At 59.2% G+C, this 14688-nt stretch carries 15 protein-coding genes and 1 tRNA gene; 6 read left to right on the top strand and 10 right to left on the bottom strand.

All coding sequences use genetic code 11. The annotated features are described in order from the left end of the window. Positions 1–344: 344 nt before the first annotated feature. The 9 genes from BLL38_RS12525 to BLL38_RS12485 all read right to left on the bottom strand — a co-directional run bounded on the left by BLL38_RS12525 (position 345) and on the right by BLL38_RS12485 (position 8565). On the bottom strand, positions 345–1256 hold the full coding sequence (locus tag BLL38_RS12525) for a sigma 54-interacting transcriptional regulator (RefSeq protein WP_076962862.1): 912 nt from the start codon (positions 1254–1256) through the stop codon (positions 345–347). Between the two features lie 400 nt (positions 1257–1656). Next, positions 1657–2757: a redox-regulated ATPase YchF gene (ychF, locus tag BLL38_RS12520; protein WP_076962861.1), complete on the bottom strand. Its 1101-nt coding sequence runs from the start codon at positions 2755–2757 to the stop codon at positions 1657–1659. Between the two features lie 22 nt (positions 2758–2779). After that, positions 2780–3364, bottom strand: coding sequence for an aminoacyl-tRNA hydrolase (gene pth / locus BLL38_RS12515; protein ID WP_076962860.1), 585 nt, complete (start codon positions 3362–3364; stop codon positions 2780–2782). Positions 3365–3532: 168 nt separating this feature from the next. Further along, on the bottom strand, positions 3533–4132 hold the full coding sequence (locus BLL38_RS12510) for a 50S ribosomal protein L25/general stress protein Ctc (RefSeq protein WP_076962859.1): 600 nt from the start codon (positions 4130–4132) through the stop codon (positions 3533–3535). 138 nt (positions 4133–4270) lie between these two features. After that, complete coding sequence (locus BLL38_RS12505; protein WP_003171603.1) at positions 4271–5212, bottom strand: ribose-phosphate pyrophosphokinase; 942 nt, start codon at positions 5210–5212, stop codon at positions 4271–4273. A gap of 45 nt (positions 5213–5257) precedes the next feature. Continuing rightward, positions 5258–5332 (bottom strand) — tRNA-Gln (locus BLL38_RS12500). A gap of 36 nt (positions 5333–5368) precedes the next feature. Continuing rightward, positions 5369–6217, bottom strand: coding sequence for a 4-(cytidine 5'-diphospho)-2-C-methyl-D-erythritol kinase (gene ispE / locus BLL38_RS12495; RefSeq protein WP_076962858.1), 849 nt, complete (start codon positions 6215–6217; stop codon positions 5369–5371). Between the two features lies 1 nt (position 6218). Next, the gene (gene lolB / locus BLL38_RS12490; RefSeq protein WP_070996768.1) at positions 6219–6836 is read right to left on the bottom strand and encodes a lipoprotein insertase outer membrane protein LolB; all 618 of its coding nucleotides are present in this window, start codon (positions 6834–6836) and stop codon (positions 6219–6221) included. 4 nt (positions 6837–6840) lie between these two features. Continuing rightward, the gene (locus BLL38_RS12485; RefSeq protein WP_076962857.1) at positions 6841–8565 is read right to left on the bottom strand and encodes a tetratricopeptide repeat protein; all 1725 of its coding nucleotides are present in this window, start codon (positions 8563–8565) and stop codon (positions 6841–6843) included. Positions 8566–8747: 182 nt separating this feature from the next. Here BLL38_RS12485 and hemA point away from each other — a divergent pair, with 182 nt between their 5' ends. The 6 genes from hemA (at position 8748) to BLL38_RS12455 (ending at position 14116) form a co-directional block, all read left to right on the top strand. Then, on the top strand, positions 8748–10037 hold the full coding sequence (gene hemA, locus BLL38_RS12480) for a glutamyl-tRNA reductase (RefSeq protein WP_057958299.1): 1290 nt from the start codon (positions 8748–8750) through the stop codon (positions 10035–10037). Beyond that, on the top strand, positions 10034–11116 hold the full coding sequence (gene prfA / locus BLL38_RS12475; RefSeq protein ID WP_076962856.1) for a peptide chain release factor 1: 1083 nt from the start codon (positions 10034–10036) through the stop codon (positions 11114–11116). Before hemA ends, prfA begins: the two co-directional genes overlap by 4 nt. Next, positions 11117–11947, top strand: a complete 831-nt coding sequence (gene prmC, locus BLL38_RS12470; protein ID WP_076962855.1) for a peptide chain release factor N(5)-glutamine methyltransferase — start codon at positions 11117–11119, stop codon at positions 11945–11947. Beyond that, positions 11941–12696 (top strand): molybdopterin-synthase adenylyltransferase MoeB, encoded by a 756-nt coding sequence (locus BLL38_RS12465; RefSeq protein ID WP_076962854.1) that lies wholly within the window; start codon positions 11941–11943, stop codon positions 12694–12696. Before prmC ends, BLL38_RS12465 begins: the two co-directional genes overlap by 7 nt. Further along, entirely contained in the window at positions 12689–13483 is a 795-nt protein-coding gene (gene murI / locus BLL38_RS12460; protein WP_076962853.1) for a glutamate racemase, read from the top strand. The genes BLL38_RS12465 and murI overlap by 8 nt, the downstream gene beginning before the upstream one ends. A 114-nt stretch (positions 13484–13597) precedes the next feature. Further along, positions 13598–14116, top strand: a complete 519-nt coding sequence (locus tag BLL38_RS12455) for an acyloxyacyl hydrolase (RefSeq protein WP_076962852.1) — start codon at positions 13598–13600, stop codon at positions 14114–14116. Between the two features lie 177 nt (positions 14117–14293). Here the strand turns inward: BLL38_RS12455 and BLL38_RS12450 are convergent, their stop codons facing one another. After that, on the bottom strand, positions 14294–14599 hold the full coding sequence (locus tag BLL38_RS12450; protein WP_076962851.1) for a YkgJ family cysteine cluster protein: 306 nt from the start codon (positions 14597–14599) through the stop codon (positions 14294–14296). Positions 14600–14688: the final 89 nt, after the last annotated feature.

The following is a 14688-nucleotide window of genomic DNA, read 5'->3' as shown; positions in this document are numbered from 1 at the left end:
GTAAGCGCTTCGATTTCAAATGTCCTATCGAAGTCATGAGCGAAGTGATGCAGAAAGCCTTGGCTATGCAATATGATGCTCCTGCGTCAATTCAATAACCGTGTTGCACTCAGCTCCTGCAACCGCCCTGTTTGAGCCTACGCCACTGACCATAAGTAAATCTCCAATTGTTGATTTTAAAAAATGTACGGCTAGCCAGGAAGCAAGGATTTGACGCGTTAGCCGTTTCGTATCCCAACATTCTCTGGCTATAAAGTGTGTGGTTGCCGCTCTTGAAGTGGTTCCCTTTGTGTCTGTATAACGCATATCAAAATATTTCCATGTGTCGTACCCGGTTTAGGGTGTCAGGCCAGTGATATGGCCAGTTGCTTCATTCGGTAATAAAGCGTGCGCTTGGCAACACCTAAGTCCAGGGCGGCGAAATCTACGTTACAGTCATGGCGGCGTAGTGACTCTTCAATCAGAAGTTTCTCAATTTGCTGCAGTCGTTCCTTAAGTCCCATTCCTGTCTCCGGGCACTCAACTAACGGCTCAGCGAGTGGTGGCAAATCCAACACAAAACGTTTGGCTGTCGAGCGCAGCTCACGGATATTGCCCAGCCACGGATGGCACAGCAGTTGTTGCAGCAACACATTGGGAGCTAGCGGCACCGGACGGTTAAAACTCTCTGCCTCCTGGCGGACCAGGTGCAAGAACAGCGGGATGATACGTTCGCGTTGATTTCGCAGGGCCGGGAGGCTGATATTGACAATATTCAAGCGGAAATACAGATCCCGCCTGAACGCACCTTGCTCCACTCTTTCACGCAGCGAATGCTGGGCAGAGGCGATAATGCGTATATCTAGCGGTATGAAGCGGGTAGAACCCAGGCGCTCAACGCCTCGTGACTCCAGCACGCGGAGCAATTTGGCTTGCAGCGTGAGTGGCATGCTGTCTATTTCGTCCAAGTATAAAGTGCCCAGGTGGGCAGCTTCGATAAAGCCTGCTCGTGACTGTGTGGCTCCGGTATAGGCCCCACTGTTGACGCCGAACAGTTGGCTCTCTGCTAGCGTTTCCGGGATCGCGGCACAGTTGATGGGGACGAATTTTCCTTTTCGATTGGATAAGTGATGAACACGTTGCGCCAAGGTATCTTTTCCGGTGCCCGTCTCGCCTAGTAATAAAATGTCGACATTTTTTGTTGCCGTGTTATGAATAGTATTCTCGATAACCGGGCACTCAATAAGCCCTATGTCTGTTTCAAAGGCGCTCGACATATTGTTGTGGCTCCATTGTTACGCCGTTTCATTATTGTGAATCCAAGGTGTCGTTATCAGTAAGTAGATAGTAAATAGTGAGAGTTGTCATCGTGTATGGAAGTAAGAAATGGTGACTGTAAAGCGTGAAAAATATAAGTGTAGGCGGTCAAGTGGTAAGGGTGTATTTGATCGGGCAGATAGTCTTGTTGTTGATGGGAATAATCCTAAAGATAATGTTGTTTTTATTTTCTGGTTTTTTCTGGGGGGAACGGGTGGCCAATAGTATTTGATGTTGTGCAGCAGTTATATGAGTTTTTGTTTCATTGGGCTGCCTGTGCTTCGTCAATAATCATCGCCCACAAAAAAGCCGATGCAGAGCATCGGCTTTTTGTTCTACCGCTTGGGCCGTACAGGCAGCTTACACGTTGAAGCGGAAGTGCATCACATCGCCATCCTTGACGATATATTCCTTGCCTTCCAGGCGCCACTTACCGGCTTCCTTGGCCCCGGCTTCACCCTTGAACTGGATAAAGTCGTTGTAGGCGATCACTTCAGCGCGGATAAAGCCTTTTTCGAAGTCGGTATGGATCACGCCGGCAGCCTGTGGCGCGGTGGCGCCGACCTTGACCGTCCAGGCACGCACTTCTTCAACGCCGGCAGTGAAGTAGGTTTGTAGATGCAACATTTCGTAGCCCGCACGGATCACGCGGTTCAGGCCAGGCTCTTCCAGGCCCAGGGCCTCAAGGAACATGTCTTTCTCTTCGCCGTCTTCCAGCTCGGCGATTTCCGCTTCGATCTTGTTGCACACCGGTACAACCATGGCGCCTTCTTCTTCGGCAATGGCCATGACCACGTCGAGCAGCGGGTTGTTCTCGAAACCGTCTTCGGCCACGTTGGCGATGTACATCACAGGCTTGGTGGTCAGCAGGTGGAAGCCCTTGATCACGGCCTTTTCATCGACGCTCATGCTCTTCATCAGGCTGCGTGCAGGCTTGCCCAGGGTGAAGTGGGCGATCAACTGCTCCAGCAGGGCCTTCTGCACCACTGCGTCCTTGTCGCCGCCCTTGGCGTTACGCGTAACCTTTTGCAACTGCTTCTCGCAGCTGTCGAGGTCGGCGAAGATCAGTTCCAGGTCGATGATCTCGATATCGCGTTTCGGGTCGACGCTGTTGGATACGTGGATCACGTTCTCGTCTTCAAAGCAGCGGACCACGTGGGCGATGGCATCGGTCTCGCGGATGTTGGCGAGGAACTTGTTGCCTAGGCCTTCACCTTTCGACGCACCGGCTACCAGGCCTGCGATGTCGACGAACTCCATGGTGGTCGGCAGGATGCGCTTGGGATTGACGATGGCCGCCAGGGCCTCCAGACGCGGATCGGGCATTGGCACGATACCGGTGTTGGGTTCGATGGTGCAGAAGGGGAAGTTCTCCGCCGCAATACCGGACTTGGTCAGGGCGTTGAACAGGGTGGACTTGCCGACGTTAGGTAGGCCGACGATGCCGCAATTGAATCCCATGGTGTTTCCCCTCGGATAAGAGTCAGGCCTTCTGGCTGTGCAGGTTTTTCATCGCACGGTTCCATTCACCGGCGAAGATATCCGGCAGCACGCCGAGGGCAAAATCGATGCTGGCATTGAGTTTTTCCTGTTCGGCGCGTGGCGCACGACCCAGGACGAAATTAGAAACCATACTGGCAACGCCTGGGTGGCCAATGCCGAGCCGCAGGCGGTAGAACGTATTCTGATTGCCCAACTGCGCGATGATGTCGCGCAGGCCATTATGACCGCCGTGGCCGCCGCCTTGCTTGAGCTTGGCAACGCCGGGTGGCAGGTCCAGTTCGTCATGGGCCACCAGGATTTCCTCGGGTTTGATCCGGAAGAAGCCCGCAAGCGCCGCGACAGCCTGGCCGCTGCGGTTCATGTAGGTGGTGGGAATCAGCAGACGAACATCCTGACCCTGATGCGAGAAGCGTCCGGTCAGGCCAAAATATTTGCGATCGGCCACCAGGTTGATGCCTTGGGCGTGGGCGATACGCTCAACAAAAAGGGCCCCCGCGTTATGCCGGGTCTGTTCGTATTCGGCGCCTGGATTTCCCAGGCCAACGATCAGTTTAATGGCAGTCACGACAGGGGCCCTTCCTTTGGAGTTGTGGATAACATCGCCGCAACCTCATTGCGGCGAAAGTGGACGACAGGAGCTCACTTATCCAGAGATAAACTTCGCGTTATCGCCCGCTTTCTCGCTACGTTTCGGTCCGCGATGTTTCCTCAAGCTCCGGCATTACAGAGTGAATTACTCTGCAGCGCCTTCTTCAGCTTCTGGAGCAACACGTGGCGCGTGAACGTTGGCAACAGCCTTGTCATCACCGTGAGCCAGGGCAACGAACTCAACGCCTTTAGGGGCCTTGAGGTCGGACAGGTGAACGATGTCACCGATTTCCAGGGCCGACAGGTCGACTTCGATGAACTCAGGCAGGTCTTTAGGCAGGCAGGTCACTTCGATCTCGGCGATAAGGTGCGAGATTTCGCCGCCTTTCTTGACCGGAGCTTCTTCACCAACAAAGTGCACAGGTACGATAGCGGTCAGTTTCTGACCCGCTACGACGCGTACGAAGTCAGCGTGCAGCACGTGGCCTTTAGCTGGGTGACGTTGCAGGGCCTTGATGATGACGTTTTGCTTTTTGCCACCGACGTTCAGCTCGATGATGTGGCTGTAGGCCGCATCGTTTTCCAGCAGTTTGGCAATTTCTTTAGCCAGCATGCTGATGGACTCAGGGGCTTTTTCGCCACCGTAGACTACAGCTGGAACCAGGCTTGCGAGACGACGCAGGCGGCGGCTCGCACCTTTCCCCAGGTCGGAACGCAGTTCAGCATTCAAAGTAAAGTTGTTCATGTTGTATCTCCAAAATAACCACATTCGCCCCAGCGTTTGCGACCAGCGCTAAAGGCGATATGGGCAAAAAAGCCCCGCCCCAGCAGGGTGCTGGGGCGGGGCGCTTTTCGTCAGGTTGATGCCGCCAAGGGGTGACCCTTAGCGGAACATCGCGCTGATCGATTCTTCATTGCTGATACGGCGAACCGCCTCAGCAACAACCGGTGCGATATCCAGTTGACGGATACGTGCACAGGCTTGAGCAGCTGCGGACAACGGGATGGTGTTGGTCACCACCAGTTCGTCCAGCACAGAGTTCTCGATGTTCTCGATCGCTCGGCCCGACAGCACAGGGTGTGTGCAGTAGGCGAAGACTTTAGCCGCACCGTGCTCTTTCAAGGCTTTTGCCGCGTGGCACAGGGTGCCGGCGGTATCGACCATGTCATCGACCAGAATACAGGTACGCCCTTCGACATCACCGATGATATGCATCACTTCAGAGTGATTGGCTTTCTCACGGCGTTTGTCGATGATCCCGAGGTCCACGCCCAGGGATTTGGCAACAGCCCGTGCACGCACGACGCCGCCAATGTCCGGGGACACGATCATCAGGTTTTCAAAGCGCTGGTCTTCGATGTCATCCACCAGGACGGGGGAGCCGTAGATGTTATCTACCGGAATATCGAAGAACCCCTGGATTTGGTCAGCGTGCAGGTCAACCGTGAGAACACGGTCGATACCTACCACGGTCAGCATGTCAGCGACGACTTTCGCGCTGATCGCCACACGTGCAGAACGCGGACGGCGATCCTGACGGGCATAACCAAAGTAAGGGATTACAGCTGTGATTCGAGTCGCTGAGGAGCGGCGGAAGGCATCAGCCATCACGACGAGTTCCATCAGGTTGTCGTTGGTCGGAGCGCAAGTCGGCTGAATAATGAAAACATCTTTACCGCGGACATTTTCATTGATCTCGGCTGTAATTTCGCCGTCGGAGAACTTACCGACAGAGATGTCACCGAGAGGGATATGCAGCTGACGTACAACACGCCGAGCCAGATCGGGGTTAGCGTTCCCCGTAAAGACCATCATCTTGGACACGCGCAGTACCTAGAGGCTGAGGGTAACCTGGATGAGTATAGAAAATGGCAGGGGCGGCTGGATTCGAACCAACGCATGGCAGGATCAAAACCTGCTGCCTTACCGCTTGGCGACGCCCCTGTATCTGTTGCAACGAGTACCCAGTACTCGGTTCCTTTAGAGCAGACTTTGCAGCTTGCGATGCAACATCGAAACGTTGCTTCCCTTTGCTACAAACCCTGTAAGGGTCTCTGTAAGAAGGGCCGAGACTTTATCAGCTTCAGCTTTGTTTGGGAAGCCCCCAAACACACAACTTCCAGTTCCGGTGAGTTTTGCTTCGGTAAATTTACCTAACAAATTCAATGCGTTACGTACATCTGGATAACGCCTTGCTACCACCGGTAAGCAGTCATTTCGACTGTTTCCCTTGGGAACGGGGCGCACTTTAATGGGAGAAGAGTTACGTGTCAACAACGGATCTGAAAAAATTTCTGCTGTACTTACAGATACTTGCGGGACAAGCACGACATACCACGGCTCTTCGGGCTCTACAGGGGTGAGTTTTTCCCCGACACCCTCAGCAAATGCGGCGTGTCCACGCACAAAAACCGGGACGTCGGCGCCCAGGGTCAGGCCCAGTGCGGCCAGGCGATCTTCATCCCAGCCCAGCTGCCACAAGTGATTGAGACCGAGCAGGGTGGTGGCGGCATTCGAGCTGCCACCGCCGATACCGCCGCCCATGGGCAGGATTTTATCGATCCAGATATCGATGCCCAGGGTACAGCCGGATTGCTGCTGAAGTTTTTTGGCGGCCTTCACGATCAGGTTGCTGTCGTGGGGCACATCGGCAAATTCGGTGTGCAGCTGGATCACGCCATCGTCGCGCACGGCGAAGGTCATCTCGTCGCCGTAGTCGAGAAATTGAAACAGCGTCTGCAACTCGTGGTAGCCGTCTGCACGACGGCCGAGGATGTGCAGCATCAGATTGAGCTTGGCCGGGGAGGGCAGGGTCAGGCGTTCGCGCATGTCATTGCCCCAGCTTGCGTGGTTGCCAGTCCTTGATCACCAGCGTGACATCAAGGTTGGAGCCGTGCAGCTTGATGCGCTCGGGCAGCCAGTAGCCGCTTTGTTCCACATAGCTTAAGTACTCGACCTGCCAGCCATCCTGTTCCAGGGTGGCCAGGCGACTGTCGCCATTGAGGCTCAGGCGGCTCTTGCTGTCAGGCGCAGGCAGGCCGCGAACCCACCAGACCAGATGGGAAACCGGCAGCTTCCAGCCGACCTGCTCTTCGAGCAAGGCCTCCGGCGAGGGCGCTTCATAGCGGCCCTGGTTGGCCACTTCGAGGCTCACTTGCCCCGGTCGGCCGGTCAGGCGTGCGGCGCCACGGCCCAGGGGGCCAGAGAGGCGGATATCGTAATAGTCCTGGCGTTGCAGCCAGAACAAAGTGCCGCTGCCCGAATCCTTCGGTGCGCGAACCCCGATCTTGCCCTCGATCTGCCAGCCATCAATGCTGCTGAGCTGATCCTTGTGCTGGCGCCACTGTGCCGGGTTGCCCTGGCCTTCGACGGATTCACGGGCACCGAAGCCCGCACAACCGGCGAGCAGGGCGATAAAGCTGAAAACGATGGCGTGGCGCAAAAACATAGAATTAAAGAGTCTCGGATCCGGTCAGGCGCTTGATGGTGCTGCGCAGGATAGGGCTGTCGGGTTGTTCCTTGAGGAACTTGGCCCAGATTTGTCGGGCTTCGCGCTGGTTGCCTTTGGCCCAGAGCACTTCGCCCAGGTGCGCGGCCACTTCCTGGTCGGGGAACCGCTCCAGGGCCTGGCGCAGCAGGCGTTCGGCCTCATCGAGGTTGCCCAGGCGGTAATTCACCCAGCCCAGGCTGTCGAGCACCGCCGGGTCTTCCGGGTTGAGCTGGTGCGCCTGTTCGATCAGGGCCTTGGCCTCGGCATAGCGCGTCGTCCGGTCTGACAAGGTGTAGCCCAGGGCGTTCAGTGCCATGGCATTGTCCGGGTCGCGCTTGATGATCAGGCGCAGGTCTTTTTCCATCTGGGCCAGGTCATTGCGTTTTTCGGCCTGCATGGCGCGGGTGTACAGCAGGTTCAGGTCGTCGGGGTATTGCAGCAGGGCCTGGGCGAGGATTTTCCAGGCGCGCTCCCCCTGATTGTTGGCCGACAGGGTTTCTGCCTGGATCAGATACAGCTGGATGGCATAGTCCGGTTCGGCATCGCGGGCAGCGGCCAGGCGCTTTTCGGCTTCGTCGGTGCGGCCATTGTTCATCAGGATATCGGCCTGGCGCAGTTGCGCCGGCAGGTAGTCGTTGCCGGGGCCGACCTGGGCGTATTCGATCAGCGCGCCTTGCGGGTCATCCCGTTCCTCGGCGATGCGCCCCAGGTTCAAGTGGGCCGAATCGACATGGCTTTCCCGGGCGATCAGGTCTTCCAGGTAGCCCTTGGCCTCTTCCCAGGCCTTGGCTTCCAGGCAGACCAGCGCCAGGGAGTAACGCAATTCGTCATCGTCCGGGTATTGCTGGACCAGGCTGGCGAACTCCAGCTTGGCGTCTTCCATGCGGTCCTGTTCCACCAGCATGCGGGCGTAGGTCAGGCGCAGGCGCTTGTCGTCCGGGTACTTCTTGATGCTTTTTTGCAGCAGCGGCAAGGCTTCCTTGCCCCGGTTGAGGCTTTGCAGCAGACGTGCGCGCAGCAGCAGCGGGGCGACTTCACCCTCTTCCGGCGGGTTTTGCTCCAGCAGCTTGAGGGCGGCTTGCGGTTCGTCATCCTGTTGCAGCAGCAGTGCCTTGCCAAAGACCAACTGGCTATTGCTCGGGTGCTTTTGCAGCAGGCGGTCGAAGCTTTTCATCAGGCCATCGCGGGTGTCCTGGTCGGTGTCGGCGGCCGACAGGGCGAGGAAGTCGAAATGGGTGTCGCCCTTGCCCTGCAAGACTTTTTCCATGTAGACCATGGAGTCGTCGTAGCGCCCGGCACGGGCCAGCTGGATTGCCGCGGCGCGCTGGGCTTCCAGGTCTTGCGGGGCATTTTTGGCCCAGATCAGCGCGGTATCCAGGGCGGCCTGGTCGGCGCCCAGGTATTCGGCGATGCGAAACGCCCGCTCGGAAATCCCCGGGTCCTGGGTGTTGATGGCCTGGGTCACGTAGTTATCCAGGGCAATGTCGAAACGATTGCGCTGGCCGGCCAGCTCCGCGCTCAGCAGGCTGAACACCGTTTCTTCGCTGAACGAGGCATAAACCTTGGGTTTTTCAGGGGCGGGGGTGCTGTCTTCCACCGGCGCAGGGCTCTGCGGCGATACGGGGGCCATGGACTGGCAGCCGCCGAGGAAGGCAAGGGCAAGGAGCAACGCGGAAGATCTATTCATATAGGAAGAGGACGACTAACCTGCGGTCGGATCATCATGACACAAGCCCTCGGCCAAACATAACCGAGTCTCAATTGGCGCCTTTATAGACACAAGGCATTAGGACAATAGACGACGGTGGTTGTTCTGAATCAGTCGAAGTAGGACAATTGTCGGCTTCTCGACATCATCAGCGATATTGAATGGCCTTCCTTGCTCTGGGTATCAACCACAAGACTGCTTCTGTAGACGTCCGCGAGCGCGTGGCGTTTACCCCGGAGCAGTTGGTTGAGGCTTTGCAGCAGCTGTGCCGGCTCACCGACAGCCGCGAAGCTGCGATCCTTTCCACCTGCAATCGCAGCGAGCTCTATATAGAGCAGGAACATCTTTCGTCGGATGGGGTGCTGCGCTGGCTGGCTGATTACCATCATTTGAGCCTGGATGATCTGCGCGCCAGCGCTTATGTGCATGAAGATGATGCGGCAGTTCGTCACATGATGCGTGTGGCGTCCGGGCTCGATTCGCTGGTGTTGGGCGAACCGCAGATCCTCGGCCAGATGAAATCGGCCTACGCCGTGGCCCGCGAAGCCGGGACCGTGGGGCCGTTGCTGGGGCGTCTGTTCCAGGCCACTTTCAATTCGGCCAAGCAGGTGCGTACCGATACGGCGATTGGCGAAAACCCGGTGTCTGTGGCGTTTGCCGCCGTCAGCCTGGCCAAGCAGATCTTCAGCGACCTGCAACGCAGCCAGGCCCTGCTGATCGGCGCGGGCGAGACCATTACCCTGGTCGCCCGGCACCTGCATGACCTGGGTGTCAAGCGCATCGTGGTGGCCAACCGGACCCTGGAGCGCGCGAGCATCCTGGCCGAAGAGTTCGGTGCCCACGCGGTGTTGCTGGCCGACATCCCGGCCGAGCTGGTGCGCAGCGATATCGTGATCAGCTCCACCGCCAGCCAGTTGCCGATCCTCGGCAAGGGCGCGGTGGAAAGCGCCCTGAAGCTGCGCAAGCACAAACCGATTTTCATGGTGGATATCGCCGTTCCCCGGGATATCGAGCCCGAAGTCGGCGAGTTGGACGACGTTTACCTCTATAGCGTCGACGACCTGCACGAAGTGGTCGCCGAAAACCTCAAGAGCCGCCAGGGCGCTGCCCAGGCCGCCGAGGAAATGGTCGCCATCGGCGCCGATGACTTTATGGTGCGCCTGCGCGAGCTGGCCGCCGTGGATGTGCTCAAGGCCTATCGCCAACAGGGCGAGCGCCTGCGCGATGAAGAATTGATCAAGGCCCAGCGCCTGCTGGCCAATGGCGGCAACGCTGAAGACATCTTGATGCAATTGGCCCGTGGCCTCACCAACAAGCTGTTGCATGCTCCCAGCGTACAGCTTAAAAAACTGACAGCCGAAGGCCGCCTCGATGCGCTGGCCATGGCCCAGGAACTCTTTGCCCTCGGTGAGGGCGCGTCAGACAGCTCTTCGGATAAAAAACCGCAATGAAAGCGTCACTGCTCAATAAACTGGATGTGCTCCAGGACCGTTTCGAAGAACTGACCGCCTTGCTCGGCGACGGCGAGGTTATTTCCGATCAGACCAAGTTCCGCGCCTATTCCAAGGAATACGCCGAAGTTGAGCCGATCGTGACCACCTATTCGCAACTGCTCAAGGTGCAGGCCGACCTCGAAGGCGCCCAGGCGCTGCTCAAGGACAGCGACCCGGACATGCGGGAAATGGCCGTGGAAGAAGTCCGCGAAGCCAAAGACAAGCTCATCGAGCTCGAAGGCGACCTGCAACGCATGCTGCTGCCCAAAGACCCTAACGATGGGCGCAACGTCTTCCTGGAAATCCGCGCCGGCACCGGTGGCGACGAGGCGGCGATCTTTTCCGGCGACCTGTTCCGCATGTACTCACGCTATGCCGAGCGTCGCGGCTGGCGCGTGGAAATCCTCTCGCAGAACGAGGGGGAACACGGCGGCTACAAGGAAATCATCGCCCGGGTCGAAGGCGAGAACGTCTACGGCAAGCTGAAATTCGAGTCCGGCGTGCACCGCGTACAGCGTGTACCCGCCACCGAGTCCCAGGGCCGTATCCACACCTCGGCGTGCACCGTGGCCGTGTTGCCCGAGCCCGACGAGCAGGAAGCCATCGAGATCAACCCGGCAGACTTGCGCGTCGACACTTATCGTTCGTCGGGCGCCGGTGGCCAGCACGTCAACAAGACCGACTCGGCGATCCGCATCACCCACTTGCCGTCCGGCATTGTGGTGGAGTGCCAGGAAGAACGTTCCCAGCACAAGAACCGGGCGCGGGCCATGTCCTGGCTGTCGGCCAAGCTCAACGACCAGCAGACCAGCGCCGCCGCCAACGCCATTGCCAGTGAGCGCAAGTTGCTGGTGGGCTCGGGTGATCGCTCCGAACGCATTCGCACCTATAACTACGCCCAGGGGCGGGTCACCGACCATCGGGTCAACCTGACCCTGTATTCCCTGGACGAAATCCTTGCCGGTGGCGTGGACGCAGTGATCGAGCCGTTGCTCGCCGAATACCAGGCCGACCAACTGGCCGCAATAGGTGAATAAATGACCATTATTGCCAGCTTGTTGCGCGCCGCCGACCTGCCCGACTCGCCGACCGCGCGCCTGGATGTGGAGTTGTTGCTGGCCGCAGCCCTGGGCAAGTCCCGCAGCTACCTGCACACCTGGCCGGAAAAAATCGTCAGCAGCGAAGACGCGCTGCGTTTTGCCGACTACCTGCAACGTCGCCGCGGTGGTGAGCCGGTGGCTTATATCCTCGGCCAGCAAGGCTTCTGGAAACTCGACCTGGAAGTCGCGCCCCACACCCTGATCCCGCGCCCGGACACCGAGCTGCTGGTGGAGGCGGCCCTGGAGTTGTTGCCCGCCACCCCGGCCACTGTGCTCGACCTGGGCACCGGCAGCGGCGCCATCGCCCTGGCCCTGGCCAGCGAGCGCCCGGCCTGGCGCGTGACGGCAGTGGATCGCGTGCTCGAAGCCGTGGCCCTGGCCGAACGTAATCGCCAGCGCCTGCACCTGGATAACGTCACGGTGCTCAACAGTCATTGGTTCAGCGCCCTCAAAGGTCACACCTATCACCTGATCATCAGCAACCCGCCCTATATTGCCGACAGCGATCCGCACCTGGTGGCGGGCGATGTGCGCTTCGAGCCGGCCAGCGCCTTGGTGGCCGGTCACGACGGCCTGGACGACCTGCGCCTGATCATCGCCCAGGCGCCGCAGCACCTGGAGGCCGGTGGCTGGTTGTTGCTCGAGCATGGTTACGACCAGGCCCCGGCCGTGCGTGACCTGCTGCTGACGCAAGGTTTTGAAGAGGTCCATAGCCGTATTGACCTCGGCGGCCATGAGCGCATCAGCCTGGGACGCCGGCCGTGCTGACCGACCAGGAGCTGTTGCGCTATAGCCGGCAGATCCTGTTGCAACAGGTCGACATTGACGGCCAGTTGCGCCTGAAAAACAGCCGCGTGCTGATCGTCGGCCTTGGTGGCCTCGGCGCGCCGGTGGCCCTGTACCTGGCGGCGGCCGGCGTGGGCCAGCTGCATCTGGCGGACTTTGATACCGTCGACCTGACCAACCTGCAACGCCAGATCATCCACGACACTGACAGCGTGGGCCTGAGCAAGGTCGATTCGGCCATCCGCCGCCTGAGTGCGATCAACCCTGAGGTACGGCTGGTGGCCCACCGCACGGCGCTGGACGCGGACTCGTTGGCCGCCGCCGTGGCCGATGTAGACCTGGTGCTCGACTGCTGTGACAACTTCGCCACCCGCGAAGCGGTGAACGCGGCGTGCGTGGCGGCGGGCAAGCCCCTGGTCAGCGGCGCGGCGATACGCCTCGAAGGCCAGCTCTCGGTGTTCGACCCACGCCGCCCGGAAAGCCCGTGCTACCACTGTTTATATGGGCACGGCAGCGACACCGAACTGACCTGCAGCGAAGCCGGCGTTGTCGGCCCGCTGGTGGGCCTGGTCGGCAGCCTGCAAGCCCTGGAAGCCCTGAAACTGCTGGCCGGCTTTGGCACCCCCCTGGTCGGGCGCCTGCTGTTGATCGATGCCCTGGGCACGTGTTTTCGCGAACTGCGGGTCAAGCGCGATCCCGGTTGCAGCGTCTGCGGTAGCCAGCATGGTTAAGGATGCACCGATTGGTGTGTTCGACTCCGGTGTCGGCGGCCTGTCGGTGCTGGACGAAATTCATCGTTTATTGCCCCAGGAGTCGCTGCTGTACGTGGCCGATTGCGGGCATATCCCCTATGGCGAGAAAACCCCGGCCTTCATTCGCGAACGTTCGCGGGTGGTCGCAGAGTTTTTCCGCGAGCAGGGCGCCAAGGCCTTTGTGATTGCCTGCAACACGGCAACCGTGGCGGCGGTCGCGGATTTGCGCAGCGATTACCCGGATTGGCCGCTGGTGGGCATGGAGCCGGCGGTCAAACCGGCGGCTGCCGCGACCCGCAGTGGCGTGGTCGGCGTACTCGCCACCACGGGCACCCTGCAAAGCGCCAAGTTTGCCGCGTTGCTGGATCGCTTTGCCACCGATGTACGGGTGATTACCCAGCCATGCCCGGGGCTGGTCGAGCTGATCGAGGCCGGCGACCTGGGCAGCCCGGTGCTGCGCCAGTTGCTGCAAGGGTATGTCGCGCCGCTGGTCGAGGCCGGCTGCGACACGCTCATCCTCGGTTGCACCCACTACCCTTTCCTCAAGCCATTGCTGGCGACGATGCTGCCACCGACGATCATCCTGATCGATACCGGCGCAGCAGTGGCGCGCCAGCTACAGCGTCTGCTGGGCGAGCGCCAACTGCTGGCCGATGGCACCCCGCGTGCCGCGCAATTCTGGACCAGCGGCGAGCCGCAGCACCTAAGAAATATCCTACCCACACTCTGGAACTCCAGCGGCGTTGTGCGCAGTTTCGAGCGGTAAAAAATTCGTGAAACAGCGGGTTTTTTTAACTGAACTTCTGCTTACTCCGTGATTTCTATAGCTCCTGATTAGCGGTAAAAAATCATACAAATTCGTTTGGAAAGGATGTTTCTTATGAAGCGCTTGTTCTGTTTGGCTGCGATTGCAGCCGTTGTGGTGGGGCATTCGATTTCGGCCCAGGCAGCCGGCCTGGAGTTTGCGGTGGGGCATACCAGCGATTCGACCATGACGTATCGCCTGGGCCTGCAATCGGACTGGGACAAGAGCTGGTGGCAGAGCGATGTCGGCCGCCTGACCGGCTACTGGAGCGGCGCTTATACCTTCTGGGAGGGGGACGAACGTGCGAGTGTCAGCAGCCTGTCGTTTTCGCCGGTGTTTGTGTATGAGTTCGCCGGCGAGTCGGTGAAGCCCTACATCGAAGCGGGGATCGGCATGGCGCTGTTTTCACGCAGCCGGGTCGAAGACAACAATATCGGCGGGGCTTTCCAGTTTGAAGACCGCCTGGGCTTGGGCTTGCGTTTTGCCGGCGGGCATCAGGTGGGGATCCGGGCCACGCACTATTCCAACGCCGGTATCAGCAGCCGCAACGATGGTGTCGAGAGCTATTCGTTGAACTACACAATGCCGCTCTGATATTCCCCAGGCACTGCAGAACCTATGTGTGTGGGCTGGTGTGGGAGTCGGGCTTGCCCGCGATGCAGGCGCTGTGGTGTATCAGTTACACCGTAGTGATGCTATCGCAGGCAAGCCAGCTCCCACACAAGCTTCCACATAAGCCCGCTTCCATATGGGATCTTCATTGGTCTTGGTTTAGCGGTAGACCGTCGCAATCCCCTGGCGCTCTTCAAGGCACTCCGGCGCGCCCATCTCGAACTCCCGGCAAATCAATGGTCGCTTCTCATAGATCGTGCACATCATCGTGTCGCGATCCAGCGCCGCGCACCAGCCGTCGTCCAGGCGCAGCATGACTTCGCCGCCCCAGTCGTCGGTGTCGATAAAGCGATCAGGCACGCCGGTGTCGGTGATCAGCATGACTTCCAGTTGGCAGCAGCAGGCTGCACAGGTGGAACAGGTGACGGCGGGTTCGGCGATTTGGGTGTGGGGGATGGTGGTCATGGGGGGCAGCTTCAAGGTTCAAGCGTCAAGCTGCAAGTAAAAGCCGACCGGCTCCAGGTTTTTTGTTGGCGCGCCGCCGGTAGGCAAGC

Source organism: Pseudomonas gessardii (assembly GCF_001983165.1).
GTDB classification, from domain to species: Bacteria; Pseudomonadota; Gammaproteobacteria; order Pseudomonadales; family Pseudomonadaceae; genus Aquipseudomonas; species Aquipseudomonas gessardii.
The sequence above is the reverse complement of the archived record's forward strand: the minus strand, read 5'-3'. Positions and strand labels throughout refer to the sequence as shown.

Excerpts from the sequence above, each read along its gene's own strand:
- BLL38_RS12525 (WP_076962862.1), bottom strand. The coding sequence starts at position 1,256 with ATGTCGAGCGCCTTTGAAACAGACATAGGGCTTATTGAGTGCCCGGTT.
- ychF (WP_076962861.1), bottom strand. The coding sequence starts at position 2,757 with ATGGGATTCAATTGCGGCATCGTCGGCCTACCTAACGTCGGCAAGTCC.
- BLL38_RS12510 (WP_076962859.1), bottom strand. The coding sequence starts at position 4,132 with ATGAACAACTTTACTTTGAATGCTGAACTGCGTTCCGACCTGGGGAAA.
- ispE (WP_076962858.1), bottom strand. The coding sequence starts at position 6,217 with ATGCGCGAACGCCTGACCCTGCCCTCCCCGGCCAAGCTCAATCTGATG.
- lolB (WP_070996768.1), bottom strand. The coding sequence starts at position 6,836 with ATGTTTTTGCGCCACGCCATCGTTTTCAGCTTTATCGCCCTGCTCGCC.
- BLL38_RS12485 (WP_076962857.1), bottom strand. The coding sequence starts at position 8,565 with ATGAATAGATCTTCCGCGTTGCTCCTTGCCCTTGCCTTCCTCGGCGGC.
- hemA (WP_057958299.1), top strand. The coding sequence starts at position 8,748 with ATGGCCTTCCTTGCTCTGGGTATCAACCACAAGACTGCTTCTGTAGAC.
- prfA (WP_076962856.1), top strand. The coding sequence starts at position 10,034 with ATGAAAGCGTCACTGCTCAATAAACTGGATGTGCTCCAGGACCGTTTC.
- prmC (WP_076962855.1), top strand. The coding sequence starts at position 11,117 with ATGACCATTATTGCCAGCTTGTTGCGCGCCGCCGACCTGCCCGACTCG.
- murI (WP_076962853.1), top strand. The coding sequence starts at position 12,689 with ATGGTTAAGGATGCACCGATTGGTGTGTTCGACTCCGGTGTCGGCGGC.
- BLL38_RS12455 (WP_076962852.1), top strand. The coding sequence starts at position 13,598 with ATGAAGCGCTTGTTCTGTTTGGCTGCGATTGCAGCCGTTGTGGTGGGG.
- BLL38_RS12450 (WP_076962851.1), bottom strand. The coding sequence starts at position 14,599 with ATGACCACCATCCCCCACACCCAAATCGCCGAACCCGCCGTCACCTGT.